Raw genomic sequence first — 14,217 nt, 5'->3', positions numbered from 1 at the left:
CGTTTCGTGGGGTGGGCCGCCAAGGTCGCCGGAGGGCGAAGCGGGCAGCCGGGATCGCGGACATACACGCGACCGAAGGACCAGGATACCGGTCCGGCCGCCGTAGACCCAATCCGGGCTTTCCGGGTCCGCGCTCAGTGGCCCTGTTCGTACCGGCGCAGCTGATCGAGGTCGATCATGCTGGTGTCGAAGAGGCTGGTCTCGTCCAGGGCGCCCTGCTGGTCGGGGGCACCGGGCGGGAGCGCGGGCAGCGGGGGCTGCTGTTGCTGCCAGCCGTAGTTCGGGTCGTAGCCCTGCTGCGCCTGGGCGGCCTGCATCTGCTCCTGCGCGTACTCCTGCTGCTGGTACGCGTACGGGTCCTGCTGGTAGCCGTACGCGTCCTGCTGCTGGTAGCCGGCGTAGGCAGGGTCGGCGGCGCCGTACGCCGGGTCCTGGTACCCGCTCTCCGGGTATCCCGGGGCGCCCGGGGCCGCGTCCTGGTACGGCGTGCCGGGCTGCGGGTAGCCGGCCAGGTCCGCCGCGTACTGCTGCTGGTCCTGGCCGGGGATCTGCGGCTGGTCGGGGAGCTGGGCCTGCGGGGCGGCCTGGGAGGGCAGCTGGGTGTGCGAGGCGCGGCCCAGCGACTGCGCCTGCATCTGCGGGGTCTCGACCAGGTCGGCCAGGAAGTCGGCGTCGCTGGTGTGGCCCTGGCGGCCCGCCGCGTCCTGCTCGGCCATGTGCAGGCCGAGGGCGTCGGCGTCGGTCCTGCCGTGCAGCTTCTGCCGGCCGCGGCCGACGGCGTCGAGGGTCTTGGACAGCACGGCCTCGAAGGCGCCGAGCTTGGCGTCCACGTACTCGTCGGCGCGCCGGATCAGCGTGCCGGGGTCGGTGCTGTGCTCGGGGGCGTCGTCATCGTCGGCGGCGCCGTCGTACCCCTCGTCGCCGGGGGCCGGGGCGCGGCCGAGGAGCTTCTCGCGGCCCCGGTCGACGGAGCCGATGGTCTTGGTGAGGACGACCTCGAAGTTGGCGAGCTTGGAGTCGACGTAGTCGTCGGCCTCGGCGCGCACCTCTTCGGCGTCCTTGCGGGCCTCGCCGAGGATCCGGTCGGCCTCGTCCTGCGCCTGCCGGGCGATCGCCGTGTCGGAGATCAGCGAGGAGCGCTGGGCGTGGGCCTCCTCGATGATCCGGCCCGCCTCCTGGCGGGCCTGTTCGGAGAGCTGCTCATGCCCGCCGATCAGTTCCTCGGCCTGGGCCAAGGAGCTGGGCAGGGCGTCCCGTACCTCTTCGAGCATGGCGAGCAGTTCGGCGCGGTTCACCACGCAGGACGCCGACATGGGCATGGACCGGGCGTTCCCGACCGTGTCGACGATCTCGTCGAGCTTCTTCTGCACGTCCACCGTGTGCTCGCCACTCTCTCAGCTGGTTTGGAGACGGACGCAACGACTGTACGGCCACTGGGAGCCCTCGGGACACCGGGTGACGCCCTGTCATCCCGTCAGCGTTCGGCGAGGCGCTTGGTGAGGGCGGCGTGGACGGTCGGCGGCAGCAGGTGGGTGACGTCTCCGCCCCAGGTCGCGACCTCTTTGACGAGGGAGGACGACAGGAAGCTGTAGGTGGGGTTGGTCGGTACGAAGAGGGTTTCGACGCCCGAGAGTCCGTTGTTCATCTGGGCCATCTGCAGCTCGTAGTCGAAGTCGCTGACGGCACGCAGCCCCTTCACGATGGCCGGGATGTCGCGCTGCTTGCAGAAGTCGACGAGCAGTCCGTGGAAGGACTCCACCTCGATGTTCCCGAATTCCGCTGTGACCTCGCGGATCAGCTCGATCCGCTCGTCGACGGTGAACAGCCCCTTCTTGGACTGGTTGATCATCACCGCGACATGGACGACGTCGTACAGCTTGGAGGCGCGGGCGATGATGTCGAGGTGTCCGTTGGTGATGGGGTCGAAGGACCCGGGACAGACGGCGCGGCGCAATTGAGTTTCCTCGCTCTCCGGTCCGGTCATGATGCGTCGTGGCGCACAGGGGTGATGCGGCCGTACCAGAGCGTCGCCTCGCCGTAGCGACGCGAGCGCACGGGCTCGAAACCGTCCGGCCAGCCGAACTCGCCGCCCCTGGTGCTCCGCTCCACGGTGACGACGGCGGCGCCGCTGAGCCAGCCCTGAGTGCGTAGTGTGAGCAGGATCTCGCCAAGATCGTCATCGGTCACGGCGTACGGCGGATCGAGGAAGACCAGGTCGTAGGGGGTGGCGGGGGCCGGTCCCGCGACGATCTGGGCGGCTTTGCCCGCGCGGACGTCGGCGCCGGGCAGACCGAGCGTCGCCACGTTGTCCCGGACGGTGCGTACGGCTCGGGCGTCGGCCTCGACGAACAGGGCGTGGGCAGCCCCCCGGGAGAGCGCTTCGAGGCCCACGGCCCCGGAACCCGCGTACAGGTCGGCGATCCGGAGTCCCTCGAGGGTGCCGAGGAGCGAGATCCAGCTGGAGAAGAGGCCTTCGCGCGCCCGGTCGGAGGTGGGGCGGGTGCCGTCGCCCGGCGGTACGGCGAGTCGGCGCCCGCCGGCGGCGCCGGCGATCACGCGGGTCATGGGTGTCGATCCTCGCTTCGTGGGCGGGCTGCTCGTACGTCACAACGATATGGCGTAAGCACCGGCCGGGCGCGAGGGGTCCCACCATCACTAGGGACTTGCGGGGATCTATCCCTTGTCGAGGTACTGCTCGCGCTCCGCGTCCAGCAGGGCGTCCAGGGCCGTGCGCAGTTCCGGGTAGCCGCCGAGGTCCGGATCCTGGGTGACGACGGCGACGGCCTCCTCGCGTGCGGCGGCGATGACCTCCTCGTCGTCGATGACCGTGAGCATCCGCAGCGAGGAGCGGACGCCGGACTGGGCCTGGCCGAGGACGTCGCCCTCGCGGCGCTGTTCGAGGTCGATACGGGAGAGCTCGAAGCCGTCGAGGGTGGCGGCGACGGCGGCGAGCCTGGCCCTGGCCGGGCTCGCCTCGGGGGCGTCGGTGACGAGGAGGCAGAGCCCCGGGGCCGAGCCCCGGCCGACCCGGCCGCGCAGCTGGTGGAGCTGGGAGACCCCGAACCGGTCGGCGTCCATGATCACCATGGCGGTGGCGTTGGGGACGTTGACGCCGACCTCGATGACGGTGGTCGCGACGAGCACGTCCACCTCGCCGGCGGAGAAGGCGCGCATCACGGCGTCCTTGTCGTCGGGCGCCATCCGGCCGTGCAGCACCTCGATCCGCAGCCCGGCGAGCGGCCCTGCCGCCAGCCGTTCGGCCACCTCCAGCACGGCGAGCGGCGGCCGTTTGTCGGCCTCGGCCGCCTTCTCCTCGGCCTTCTTCTTGGCGCCCTCGGCGGTGTCGTCGGTGTCACCGATCCGCGGGCAGACCACATACGCCTGGTGGCCGCCCTCGACCTCCTCGCGCACCCGCTCCCAGGCCCGGTCGAAGAAGCGCGGCTTCTCCAGGGCGGGGACGACATGGCTGGCGATCGGTGAGCGCCCGGCGGGCAGCTGGTCGAGTACCGAGGTCTCCAGGTCGCCGAAGACCGTCATCGCGACCGTACGGGGGATCGGGGTGGCCGTCATGACCAGCAGATGCGGGGGCTGTTTGCCCTTGGAGCGCAGCGCGTCGCGCTGCTCGACCCCGAAGCGGTGCTGCTCGTCCACGACGACCAGGCCGAGGTCGTGGAACTGCACCTTGTCCTCGATCAGCGCGTGCGTCCCGATGACGATCCCGGCCTCGCCGGTGACCAGGTCGAGCAGGGCCTGACGGCGCGCGGCCATCCCCATGGAGCCGGTCAGCAGCACGACCTTCGTCGCGTGCTCCGCGCCGCCGAGCATGCCGCCCTGGGCCAGCTCGCCCATCATCTCGGTGATGGAGCGGTGGTGCTGCTGGGCGAGCACCTCGGTGGGGGCGAGCATCGCGGCCTGGCCCCCGGCGTCCACGACGGTCAGCATGGCGCGCAGCGCGACCAGCGTCTTGCCGGAGCCGACCTCGCCCTGGAGGAGCCGGTGCATGGGGTGTTCGGTGGCGAGGTCGGCGAAGACCTCGGCGGTGACCTTCTGCTGGCCCTCGGTGAGGGTGAAGGGCAAGGTGGCGTCGAACTGGTCGAGCAGTCCGCCGGCGACCGGCCTGCGCGGCACCGCGGGCAGCTGGGCGTCGGCATGGCGGCGGCGGGCCAGCGCGACCTGGAGCACGAAGGCCTCGTCCCACTTCAGCCGCTCCCTGGCGGCCTCGATGTCGGCCTTGGTCTCCGGTCGGTGGATCTTGAGCAACGCCTCGGGCAGCGAGGAGAAGCCGCGGCCCTCGCGCAGCGCGGGCGGCAGCGGGTCGACGGCCTCGGCGGCCCTGGGCAGTACGGCGTCGACGGCCTTGGTGATCTTCCAGGACTCCAGGCCCTTGCAGGCGGGATAGATCGGGATCAGCTTTCCCGCGAACGAGTCGACCGCGCTGTCGGCCGATTCGTCCTCCCCGTCGGTGGTCCTGCCGAGCGCGACGTACGTGGGGTGGGCGAGCTGGAGTTTGCGGTTGAAGACGGAGACCTTGCCGGCGAACATGCCGCGGCTGCCGGGCGGCAGGTCCTGCTGCGGCCGGTGCACGCCCTTGCCGAAGAACACCAGCTGGAGCCGGCCGCTGCCGTCGGTGAGGGTGATCTCCAGGCGCCTGCCACGGCCCGCGTTGAACGTGTGCACCCGGGAGTCGGCGACCTGGGCGACGACCGTCACGTCCTCGTCGAGCGGCAGGTCGGCCAGTTTGGTGAGCTGACCGCGCTCCTCGTACCGCCGGGGGTAGTGGTGCAGCAGATCGCCGACCGTGTGCAGGCCGAGGTGTTCGGCCATCACCTTCGCCGTGGCGGGGCCGAGCGTCTTCTTGAGGTCTTCATCCAGCGCGGACACGCGGTCCATTGCACACCACGCCACTGACAGGCTGCTACTCCACGCCGATGAGCAGCGGTACGGATTGCCTGCCGCCCCGGTAGACGACGGTGTCCACGGCGAGGTGCCCTTCGCGCACGTACTCCTCCAGCCGGTCGGCGAAGGTGTCGGGCACGTCCTCGCCGAGGACGAGCGTGACCAGTTCACCGCCGGCCGCGAGCATGCGGGCCAGGACGGCCTCGGCCGTGGCCGTGAGGTCGGCGCCGATCACCGCGACGTCCCCGTCGATGAGGCCGAGCACGTCCCCGGCCTGGCAGATGCCCGCCATGGTCCAGGACTGCCGCTCGGCGACGGCGAGTTCGGCGTAGCGGGTGGCGCCGGCCGCCGAGGTCATGGCGACGACGTCCTCGTCGAAGCTGCGTTCCGGCTGGTGCACGGCGAGCGCTGCGATGCCCTGGACCGCCGCCCTGGTGGGGATGAGGGCGACCCGTACGCCTTCGGTGCGCGCCTGTTCGGCCGCGGCGGCCGCGGTGTGCCGCAGCTCCGTGTCGTTGGGCAGGAGCACCACCTCGCGCGCGTGGGCCCTGCGGATCGCGTCGACCAGTTCGCCGCTGGCGGGCGGCTCCCCCGGCCGGTTGAGCACGGTCGTCGCGCCGGCCTCGGCGCACAGTCCGGCGAGCCCCTCGCCGGGTACGACGGCGACGACGGCGCGCTGGACGGGTTCCGGCTGCGGCCCCGCGGCGGGGCCGAAGTGGGTGATGCGGATACGGTGCGGGCGCCCGGCCTCCACACCGGCCTCGACGGCGGCTCCGGCGTCGTCCACATGCACATGGACGTTCCACAGTCCGTCGCCGCCGACGACGACCAGCGAGTCCCCCAGCGGGTCGAGCCGGTCCTTGAGCCGGCTGACGGCCGCGTCGTCCGCCTCCAGCAGATAGATCACCTCGAAGGCCGGGCCGCCTTCGCCGGTGTCCTCGTCACGGGCGCAGGCCGCCGCCTCGTACACCCGGATCTCCGTCACGACGGCGGGCGGTGCCTGGCCCGTGACGGTCTCGACGAGCGCGCCGAGTACGGCGAGCAGTCCGCGGCCGCCCGCGTCGACCACACCGGCCCTGCCGAGGACGGCGAGCTGTCCTGGGGTCGCGTCGAGCGCGGCGCAGGCACCGGCGTGGGCGGCGCGTACGGTCGCCGCGATGTCACCGCCGGACCCGGCGCCCTCGGCGGCGGTGGCGGCGGCCGCCGCCACGGTGAGGATGGTGCCTTCGACGGGGTGGGCGACGGCCTGGCGGGCCAGTTCGGCGGCCCTGCGCAGCGCGGGGGCGAGCCGGTCGGCCGCACCTGCCGGGTCCGGCGGACCGGGGGTCTCGGCGGTGAGTACTTCGGCCATACCGCGCAGCAGCTGCGCCAGGATCGTGCCCGAGTTGCCCCGGGCGCCGATCAGGGCGCCGTGCGCCATGGCCCGTACGGCGTCGGCGGGCGCGGGCGCCGATGTGCCGGTCTCGTGGGCGGCGAAGACGGCCTCGACGGCCTGCGCCGCGGACTCCACGGTCAGATAGAGGTTGGTGCCGGTGTCGCCGTCGGCGACCGGATAGACGTTGATCGCGTCGATCTCAGCGCGCTCCCTGCCGAGGGCCTCCAGTGCCAGTGCGCACCAGGTGCGCACCGCTGGGGCGTCGAGGGTGTGCGGCACCTGGCGGTCCTCCTTGAGCGGCCCCGAAGGGGCTGGTGGCGGGCTGCACGCAGGGTAGCCGGAGCTGGGGCGCCGGGCGCCATGGTAGTTTCGTTGTATCGAGGCAGCCGTTGTATGCTGCTTCGGTTGCCCGACGAGAGTCGGGCCATTCCCCCGGCAACACCCCGTCAGTCAATGATGAGGGACGGCCGGATTTCTCTGTACGTACATCTGAAGTCTTTGGAGTGACCCGTGGCTGCCAACTGCGACGTCTGCGGCAAGGGGCCGGGCTTCGGCAACAACATTTCGCACTCGCACCGCCGTACGTCCCGTCGCTGGAACCCGAACATCCAGCGCGTGCGTGCAGTGGTCGGTCGGACGCCGAAGCGGCTCAATGTCTGCACCTCGTGCATCAAGGCCGGCAAGGTCTCGCGCTGACGCCTGCGTCGTAGCGCAGCCCCTGCGGTTGCCTTGAAAAGCCGGTCCACCTCGGTGGGCCGGCTTTTTGTCGTGCCCTGACAGTCGTAACCCGACAACGGCGACCGCCCGCCCGGCCCTCAGCGCAGCCGCCAGGCGTGGTCGACCGGGCCGATGCCCGTGCCGAGCGCGAACCCGGCGGCGATGGCCCCGGTCACGTACTCCTTCGCGGCCTCCACCGCCTCCACCACGCCCTGCCCCTTGCCGAGGCCGGCCGCGACGGCGGAGGCGAGGGTGCACCCGGTGCCATGGGTGTGCCGGTTGTCGAGCCGGGGCGCCCGCAGCACGTGTTCCTCGGTGCCGTCCGTCAGCAGGTCCACGGCCGCCGCCTCACCGGGCAGATGGCCGCCCTTGACGAGCACCCAGCGCGGCCCGAATTCCAGGACGGCGTCGGCGGCGCGGCGCAGATCCGCCTCGCTCGCGACCCGCACCCCGGTGAGCTGTGTCACTTCGTCCAGGTTGGGGGTGGCGACGGTCGCGACCGGCAGCAGCAGGGTCCGTAGGCCGTCCAGCGCCGAGGCGGCGAGCAGCGGGTCGCCGTGCTTGGAGACGCCGACCGGGTCGACGACCACGGGCGCCTTCGTCCCCGCGAGCAGTTCCGCCACGGCCGCGACGAGTTCGGCGGAGGAGAGCATGCCGGTCTTCACCGCCTGGACGCCGATGTCGTCCACGACGCTGCGGTACTGGGCCCGTACCGCTTCGACCGGCAGCTCCCAGACGCCCTGCACACCACGTGAGTTCTGCGCGGTGACGGCGGTGAGCACGCTCATGCCGTGCACCCCGAACGCGAGCATCGTCTTCAGATCGGCCTGGATGCCCGCACCGCCACCGGAGTCCGATCCGGCGACGGTGAGGACACGGGGCGGCGCCGCCGCGGCGGACACGAGTTCGGCCATGCCCCGAATCTACTGCGCGCCGGCTCGTGGGCTACTTCGTGTCCTCGATGTCCCCGAAGTGGTCCCAGCCGCCCTTCCTGGTCCACGGCGCCCCGTCGACCGTCACCTGGGGCAGCGCCGAGGGGTTGAGGACCTCGCCGATCACCTTCCAGCGGGCCGGCAGCTTCACGTCCTGCGGGAACGTGGCGACGATCGCGTGGTCCTCTCCCCCGGTCAGCACCCACTGCAGCGGGTCGATGCCGACGGCCTGCCCGATGTCGTTCATCTGGGAGGGGATGTCGATGAGCCCGGAGCGCAGATCGATACGGACCTTGCTGGCCTCCGCGATATGGCCGAGGTCCGCGACGAGTCCGTCGCTGACGTCGGTCATGGCGGTGGCTCCGAGCCCGGCGGCCGCCGGGCCCGCGTGGTACGGCGGTTCGGGCCTGCGGTGCGCCTCGACGAAGGCGCGCGGTGAGCGGAACCCCCGGGAGAGCACCGCGTGCCCGGCCGCCGACCAGCCCAACCAGCCGGTGTACGCGACGACATCGCCGGGCCGCGCACCCGACCTGAGCACCGGCTCGTGGTTGCGGAGGTCACCGAGTGCCGTGATGGCGAGGGTGATCGTGTCGCCGCGTACGACATCGCCGCCGACCACGGCGGCGCCGGCCACCTGGCACTCGTCGCGGATGCCGTCCATCAGCTCCGTCGGCCAGGTGACGGGGAGTTCGGCCGGCACGACGAGCCCGAGGAGCAGCGCCGTCGGGACGGCGCCCATGGCCGCGATGTCGGCGAGGTTCTGCGCCGCGCCCTTGCGTCCCACGTCGTAGGCCGTCGACCAGTCGCGGCGGAAGTGCCGCCCTTCGAGGAGCAGATCCGTACTCGCCACGACCCTGCGGTCGGGTGCGGCCACGACCGCGGCGTCGTCACCTGGCCCCAGCCTGACCGCCGGGGTGGTGGTGAGCCGGGAAGTGAGCTCCCTGATGAGCCCGAACTCCCCCAACTCGCCCACGGTTCCCTTCACCGAGTCTCCCCTCTCATCGTGTCTCGCCGCGTCCCGTGTCCGCGGTCGCGAGCCGTCACTGCTGTAGGTACCGTCAAGTGATACGTCAACTTGCCGATGCGGTATGCCACGCGTCAGGTGTCACTGCGTGCCCGGGTCTCCCCGTCGCCGGTGACGACGCGATACCGTGGCGTCTCTTTACTCCCCACATGATCCTCGTGGCCGCCCTGGAGGTTCCGTGGTACAGGCGTACATCCTTATTCAGACCGAGGTGGGAAAGGCGACTCTGGTCGCCGAGACCATCGCAAAGCTTCCGGGAGTCATCCAGGCAGAAGACGTGACAGGCCCCTACGACGTCATCGTCCGCGCGCAGGCGGACACCGTCGACGAGCTGGGCCGCATGGTGGTTGCCAAGATCCAGCAAGTGGACGGCATCACCCGAACCCTGACCTGCCCGGTCGTGCACCTGTAGCCCCCGTCTACCCTTGGCCGGTGATCCCTTCCCGCCACCCGGCCCTCCGCCGCAGGCTATCCGGCCGTCTGCTCGGCTGCCTGCCCGCCGTCGTTCTGCTGTCGGCCGCCGTGGGCTGCTCCGCCACAGACGCCACGGCGTCGGTGGCGGTTCCCAGCCCGCCCCCGCCGGAGGCGAAGCTCTGCGACGCGCTGCACAAGGCGCTGCCGAAGACCCTGGCGGGTCTTGACCGGAAGGATCCCGAGCCGAGTTCCGAGCTGACCGCCGGCTGGGGGGATGGCGCGATCGTGCTGCGCTGCGGCATCCCCCGGCCGGCGAAGATGACCGACCCCGCCGCCAACGCCGTGGAGGCCGACGGCGTCAACTGGCTGGTGGAGCAGCGGGACTCGGGGCCCCGCTTCACCACGACCTACCGCAAGACGTATGTGGAGGTCACCATGGGCAAGCAGTACGCCAACGACGCCACCCCGCTCGCGGGGCTGGCGGAACCGGTGAAGAAGACGGTGCCCGCCAGCCTCTAGGGTCTTTCGTTTGGATCAGGCCGGATCAGGGAGCGTGGGCCGGTGTCGTGGATCGCAAGGCGGAGGAGGGAGGCGACGCGGAGCGTCGCCGACCGACGACAACGCCGCGAGGCGCGGCACCAGCCCACGCGAGCCCGGCAAGATCCGAACGACAGGCCCTAGCGTGCGGCGCCGCTCAGCGCAGGCCGGTCGGGCGGCGCAGCGCGGCCTGGATCAGCAGGTCGATGAGTTCGGCGTAGCCGACGCCGGTCTCCTGCCACATCCGGGGGAACATCGAGATCGGGGTGAAGCCCGGCATGGTGTTGATCTCGTTGATGACGAACGTGCCGTCCTCGGTGAGGAAGAAGTCGGCCCGGACGAGCCCTTCGCAGGACGCGGCCTCGAACGCGTCGACGGCGAGCCGCCGTACCTCGGCGGTCTGCTCGTCGGTGAGCGGCGCGGGGACGAGTCCGGTGGCCGAGTCGATGTACTTGGCCTCGAAGTCGTAGAAGCCGTGGTCGACGACGGGCGGGATCTCGGCCGGCAGGCTGGCGCGCGGGCCGTCCTCGAACTCCAGGACACCGCACTCGATCTCACGGCCCCGCAGCAGCGACTCCACCAGGATCTTGGGGTCGTGGCGCTGCGCCTCGGCAATCGCCTCGTCCAGGCCGGACGGGTCGTCGACCTTGGTGATGCCCATGGAGGACCCGGCGCGGGCCGGCTTCACGAAGAGCGGCCAGCCGTGTTCGGCGGCGAAGTCCACGATCTTCTTGCGGGCGGCGGCGCCGTTGTCGGCGGTCTGCCATTCGCGGGGGCGTACGACCACGTACGGACCGACCGGCAGCCCGAACGAGGTGAACACCCGCTTCATGTACTCCTTGTCCTGGCCGACGGCGGAGGCGAGGACGCCCGCTCCGACGTAGGGCACGTCGGCGAGTTCCAGCAGCCCCTGGAGGGTGCCGTCCTCGCCGTACGGGCCGTGCAGGACGGGGAAGACGACGTCGACCTCGCCGAGTGCCTTGGGCACCGAGCCGGGTTCGCTGTAGACGACTTCGCGGCTGCCGGGGTCGACCGACAGGACGACTGCGCCGTCCGTGGACTCGGCGATGTTCTCGACGCTCGGCAGCGTCGACCCGGTGATGGCCATCCGCTCCGGGTCGTCGGCGGTGAGGGCCCAGCGGCCGTCCGTGGTGATCCCGATGGGCAGGACGTCGTACTTCTCGCGGTCGATGGACCGCAGTACGGCGCCGGCCGTGACCACCGAAATGGCGTGTTCGGAGCTCCGGCCGCCGAAGACGACGGCCACGCGGGGTTTGCGGAGCGGCTGCTCAGGGCTCTGGAAGGAGTTCTCGCTGCTCATATCGCGATGAGAGTACCCGGTGCAGGCGCCCAGGTCAGCGGCCCGCGCCCGCACCGGCGCGCCCGCTACTCAGTGCCGCTCCGCCTTGGCGCTGCGTGACATGAGTTCCTTGAGGGCGACCAGCGGCGACTTGCCGTTGTGGACGATGTCCACGACGGTTTCGGTGATCGGCATGTCGACACCGTGCCGCCTGCCCAGATCGAGCACCGACTCGCAGGACTTGACGCCTTCGGCGGTCTGCTTCGACGCGGCGATGGTCTCCTGGAGCGTCATCCCGCGGCCCAGGTTGATGCCGAAGGTGTGGTTGCGCGAGAGCGGCGACGAGCAGGTGGCGATCAGGTCGCCCATCCCGGCGAGTCCGGAGAAGGTGTGCGGGTCGGCGCCCATGGCGAGGCCGAGCCGGGTGGTCTCGGCGAGACCGCGGGTCATCAGGGAGGCCGAGGTGTTGTCGCCGAACTTCATGCCGTCGGCGATCCCGACGGCCAGACCGATCACGTTCTTGACGGCGCCGCCGAGTTCGCAGCCGACGACGTCGGTGTTGGTGTACGGGCGGAAGTACGGGTTGTGGCAGGCGGCCTGGAGCCGTTCGGCCACCGACTCGTCGCGGCAGGCGACCACGGCGGCGGCGGGCATCCTGGCGGCGATCTCCCCGGCCAGGTTGGGCCCGGTGACCACGGCGATCCGCTCGGCGGGCGCCTTCGCGACCTCCTCGATGACCTCGCTCATCCGCTTGGCCGTGCCGAGTTCGACGCCCTTCATCAGCGAGACGAGGACGGTGTCGGGCGGCAGGACGGGCGCCCACTCGGCGAGGTTGGCGCGCAGCGTCTGCGAGGGGACGGTGAGCACGGTGAAGTCGGCGCCGTCCGCGGCCTCCGCCGGGTCGGCCGTGGCCCGTACGGAGGCGGGGAGTTCGACGCCCGGCAGGTACTCGGGGTTGGTGTGGGTACGGGTGATGGTCTCGACGAGATCGCGGCGGCGGCCCCACAGGGTCACCTCGCTCCCCGCGTCGGCGAGGACCATGGCGAACGCCGTGCCCCACGATCCCGCTCCGAAGACGGCAACCCGTGTCACGACGATCCCTCTTCTTCCACTTCTCGTTCGACGGGCGCCGGCTTCACCGCGGCCTTCTCGGCGGCGATGCGGCGCTGTTCCGCCCTGGCCTTGCGGTGGTCGTAGACCTCGGCGGGCGCGGGCTCCCCGCGCAGCTCCACCAGCAGTTCGGTGACGGCGGCCATGATGACCTCGGTGGCCTCCCGCAGCACGTCGGGGGTCATGTCCTTGCCGTAGAACCGCGTCAGGTCGACGGGCTCGCCGACGAGTACGTGGTGCGTCTTGCGCGGGAAGAGGTCGGGCTTCTTCGCGTACGGCGGGAGCAGGGCGTTGGCGCCCCACTGCGCGACGGGGATGACCGGGCACTTGGTCTGCAGCGCGACCCTGGCGGCGCCCGTCTTGGCGGTCATCGGCCACTGGTCCGGGTCACGGGTGAGGGTGCCCTCGGGGTAGAAGGCGACGCACTCGCCGCGCTCCACGGCGTCGATGGCGGCGCGGAAGGCGCTCAGCGCGTCGGTGCTCTCGCGGTAGACCGGGATCTGACCCGTACCGCGCATCACGGCGCCGACGAATCCTTTGGTGAACAGGCCGTGCTTGGCGAGGAATCTCGGGACGCGGCCGGTGTTGTACTGGAAGTGGGCATAGGCAAAGGGGTCGAGATGCGAATTGTGATTCACCGCGGTGATGAATCCGCCGTCGGCCGGCATACGTTCCGCTCCCTGCCAGTCCCGCTTGAGCAGAAGGATGAGCGGTGGTTTCGCGAGGACCGCCGCAAGGCGGTACCAGAAGCCGATTCTGCGGCGGGACACTCGGACACCTTCCTCTTAGGGCCTGGCTGGCTGCCTGGCTGCCGGGGGTCAAGTGTCGCCCCAGGCCCCTGGTCTGTCGAGAACACCGTACGCCCAGCCTCCGTGACCGGCGCCGTGGACAACGGCGCGGTCGGGCCACAATAGAGGGCCGGTACACATGCATGGGGAGCACGCCACGAACACCGACCCGCCGGACCGCTGGTCCCTCGTCGTACCGCTCAAGCCGCTGTGGCTTGCCAAGAGCAGGCTCGCGCAGGCGGCCGGTGACGTGCGGCGGCGCAGGCTCGCGTTGGCGTTCGCGCAGGACACCGTGGCCGCGGCGCTGTCCTGCGCTGCGGTGCGCGATGTGTCCGTAGTCACGGACGATCCGACGGCGGCGGACGGGTTGTCGGCGCTGGGGGCACGGATCGTGCCGGACGCGCCGGGTGCGGGTCTCAACGCGGCGCTGGCGCACGGCGCGCGTACGGTCAGGGCGCGCCGCCCTGCCGCGCCGGTCGCCGCGCTCAACGCGGATCTGCCGGCGCTGCGTCCCGAGGAACTGGCCAGGGTGCTGTCGGCCGCCGCTGTTTTCCCCCGCGCATTTCTCGCCGACGCGTCAGGAATCGGTACGACATTGCTGGCCGCTGCCCCTTCCGTGGAATTGGCCCCCGCATTCGGCGGTCCTTCCCGGCTTCGGCATTTGTCGTCGGGCGCGGTGGAAATTGTCCTGACGGACGTCGATTCGGTACGGCGCGATGTGGACACGGGCGAGGATCTGCTGGTGGCGGCGGCGCTGGGCCTCGGTCCGCACACGGCGTCGCGCTACCCGGGGTACGAGCCGCTGGCGGGGCCGCAGCCCTGGCACTGACCGATACGCTGGGGCCATGCAGGCGACCGCTTACACCTACTCGGCGCAGACGCGCAGTGGCAGCGTCCTCCTGGACGACGGCACACCCGTGGAGTTCGCGGCCGAGGCGTTCGACGCCGGCGGTCTGCGGCTGCTCCGGCCGGGTCAGCGGGTGCGTATCGAGACCGAGGGCGACGGCGCCGAGCGCCGGATCACGCTGGTGACGCTCCAGACGTTCTGACCCCGGCCGGCAGGACCGACCGGACCCGACAGGACCGTCAGGGCTCAACGCCGCGGGCCGGGCTCCCCGGAGGGA

Annotated in this window: 15 protein-coding genes; 5 read left to right on the top strand and 10 right to left on the bottom strand. The window is 71.4% G+C overall.

Going from position 1 to position 14,217, the window contains the following annotated elements; genetic code table 11:
* Nucleotides 1–134: 134 nt before the first annotated feature.
* The 5 genes from OHS57_RS27445 to OHS57_RS27425 form a co-directional block, all read right to left on the bottom strand.
* Entirely contained in the window at nucleotides 135–1,376 is a 1,242-nt protein-coding gene (locus tag OHS57_RS27445) for an ATP synthase F0 subunit B (protein WP_328583635.1), read from the bottom strand.
* A 98-nt stretch (nucleotides 1,377–1,474) separates the two neighbouring features.
* Nucleotides 1,475–1,954: a pantetheine-phosphate adenylyltransferase gene (gene coaD, locus OHS57_RS27440; protein WP_198533380.1), complete on the bottom strand. Its 480-nt coding sequence runs from the start codon at nucleotides 1,952–1,954 to the stop codon at nucleotides 1,475–1,477.
* A 26-nt stretch (nucleotides 1,955–1,980) separates the two neighbouring features.
* Nucleotides 1,981–2,565 carry a 16S rRNA (guanine(966)-N(2))-methyltransferase RsmD gene (gene rsmD, locus OHS57_RS27435; protein WP_328583634.1) on the bottom strand — a complete coding sequence of 195 codons (585 nt, stop codon included), beginning with the start codon at nucleotides 2,563–2,565 and terminating at the stop codon, nucleotides 1,981–1,983.
* Nucleotides 2,566–2,673: 108 nt separating this feature from the next.
* On the bottom strand, nucleotides 2,674–4,890 hold the full coding sequence (recG, locus tag OHS57_RS27430; protein ID WP_041983993.1) for an ATP-dependent DNA helicase RecG: 2,217 nt from the start codon (nucleotides 4,888–4,890) through the stop codon (nucleotides 2,674–2,676).
* 25 nt (nucleotides 4,891–4,915) lie between these two features.
* Nucleotides 4,916–6,550, bottom strand: a complete 1,635-nt coding sequence (locus OHS57_RS27425; protein WP_328583633.1) for a DAK2 domain-containing protein — start codon at nucleotides 6,548–6,550, stop codon at nucleotides 4,916–4,918.
* A 231-nt stretch (nucleotides 6,551–6,781) separates the two neighbouring features.
* Between OHS57_RS27425 and rpmB the strand changes: the two genes are divergently transcribed.
* Entirely contained in the window at nucleotides 6,782–6,967 is a 186-nt protein-coding gene (gene rpmB / locus OHS57_RS27420) for a 50S ribosomal protein L28 (protein ID WP_003957616.1), read from the top strand.
* Nucleotides 6,968–7,086: 119 nt separating this feature from the next.
* Here the strand turns inward: rpmB and thiD are convergent, their stop codons facing one another.
* On the bottom strand, nucleotides 7,087–7,902 hold the full coding sequence (gene thiD, locus OHS57_RS27415) for a bifunctional hydroxymethylpyrimidine kinase/phosphomethylpyrimidine kinase (protein ID WP_328583632.1): 816 nt from the start codon (nucleotides 7,900–7,902) through the stop codon (nucleotides 7,087–7,089).
* A gap of 31 nt (nucleotides 7,903–7,933) precedes the next feature.
* A complete protein-coding gene (locus OHS57_RS27410; protein ID WP_041984001.1) occupies nucleotides 7,934–8,905 on the bottom strand; it encodes a thiamine-phosphate kinase in 972 nt (323 codons plus the stop codon).
* A 217-nt stretch (nucleotides 8,906–9,122) separates the two neighbouring features.
* Between OHS57_RS27410 and OHS57_RS27405 the strand changes: the two genes are divergently transcribed.
* Entirely contained in the window at nucleotides 9,123–9,356 is a 234-nt protein-coding gene (locus OHS57_RS27405; RefSeq protein WP_041984003.1) for an Lrp/AsnC family transcriptional regulator, read from the top strand.
* Nucleotides 9,357–9,376: 20 nt separating this feature from the next.
* Nucleotides 9,377–9,877 carry a DUF3515 domain-containing protein gene (locus OHS57_RS27400; protein ID WP_443042976.1) on the top strand — a complete coding sequence of 167 codons (501 nt, stop codon included), beginning with the start codon at nucleotides 9,377–9,379 and terminating at the stop codon, nucleotides 9,875–9,877.
* Between the two features lie 175 nt (nucleotides 9,878–10,052).
* On the opposite strand, the gene OHS57_RS27395 is transcribed toward OHS57_RS27400, so the two are convergent.
* The 3 genes from OHS57_RS27395 to OHS57_RS27385 form a co-directional block, all read right to left on the bottom strand.
* Complete coding sequence (locus tag OHS57_RS27395; protein ID WP_041984005.1) at nucleotides 10,053–11,216, bottom strand: D-alanine--D-alanine ligase family protein; 1,164 nt, start codon at nucleotides 11,214–11,216, stop codon at nucleotides 10,053–10,055.
* Between the two features lie 69 nt (nucleotides 11,217–11,285).
* Nucleotides 11,286–12,287 (bottom strand): NAD(P)H-dependent glycerol-3-phosphate dehydrogenase, encoded by a 1,002-nt coding sequence (locus OHS57_RS27390; RefSeq protein ID WP_041984008.1) that lies wholly within the window; start codon nucleotides 12,285–12,287, stop codon nucleotides 11,286–11,288.
* Nucleotides 12,284–13,075, bottom strand: coding sequence for a lysophospholipid acyltransferase family protein (locus OHS57_RS27385; protein WP_328583631.1), 792 nt, complete (start codon nucleotides 13,073–13,075; stop codon nucleotides 12,284–12,286). Before OHS57_RS27385 ends, OHS57_RS27390 begins: the two co-directional genes overlap by 4 nt.
* Nucleotides 13,076–13,232: 157 nt before the next feature.
* Here OHS57_RS27385 and cofC point away from each other — a divergent pair, with 157 nt between their 5' ends.
* Both cofC and OHS57_RS27375 read left to right on the top strand, forming a co-directional pair.
* Nucleotides 13,233–13,922, top strand: coding sequence for a 2-phospho-L-lactate guanylyltransferase (cofC, locus tag OHS57_RS27380; RefSeq protein WP_041984011.1), 690 nt, complete (start codon nucleotides 13,233–13,235; stop codon nucleotides 13,920–13,922).
* Nucleotides 13,923–13,938: 16 nt separating this feature from the next.
* The gene (locus OHS57_RS27375; RefSeq protein ID WP_041984012.1) at nucleotides 13,939–14,142 is read left to right on the top strand and encodes a hypothetical protein; all 204 of its coding nucleotides are present in this window, start codon (nucleotides 13,939–13,941) and stop codon (nucleotides 14,140–14,142) included.
* The last annotated feature ends 75 nt before the right edge of the window (nucleotides 14,143–14,217 follow it).

This window comes from Streptomyces sp. NBC_00370 (assembly GCF_036084755.1).
GTDB lineage: Bacteria > Actinomycetota > Actinomycetes > Streptomycetales > Streptomycetaceae > Streptomyces.
This window is presented reverse-complemented; position numbering and strand designations above follow the sequence as displayed.

Excerpts from the sequence above, each read along its gene's own strand:
- rsmD (WP_328583634.1), bottom strand. The coding sequence starts at position 2,565 with ATGACCCGCGTGATCGCCGGCGCCGCCGGCGGGCGCCGACTCGCCGTA.
- recG (WP_041983993.1), bottom strand. The coding sequence starts at position 4,890 with ATGGACCGCGTGTCCGCGCTGGATGAAGACCTCAAGAAGACGCTCGGC.
- thiD (WP_328583632.1), bottom strand. The coding sequence starts at position 7,902 with ATGGCCGAACTCGTGTCCGCCGCGGCGGCGCCGCCCCGTGTCCTCACC.
- OHS57_RS27395 (WP_041984005.1), bottom strand. The coding sequence starts at position 11,216 with ATGAGCAGCGAGAACTCCTTCCAGAGCCCTGAGCAGCCGCTCCGCAAA.
- cofC (WP_041984011.1), top strand. The coding sequence starts at position 13,233 with ATGCATGGGGAGCACGCCACGAACACCGACCCGCCGGACCGCTGGTCC.
- OHS57_RS27375 (WP_041984012.1), top strand. The coding sequence starts at position 13,939 with ATGCAGGCGACCGCTTACACCTACTCGGCGCAGACGCGCAGTGGCAGC.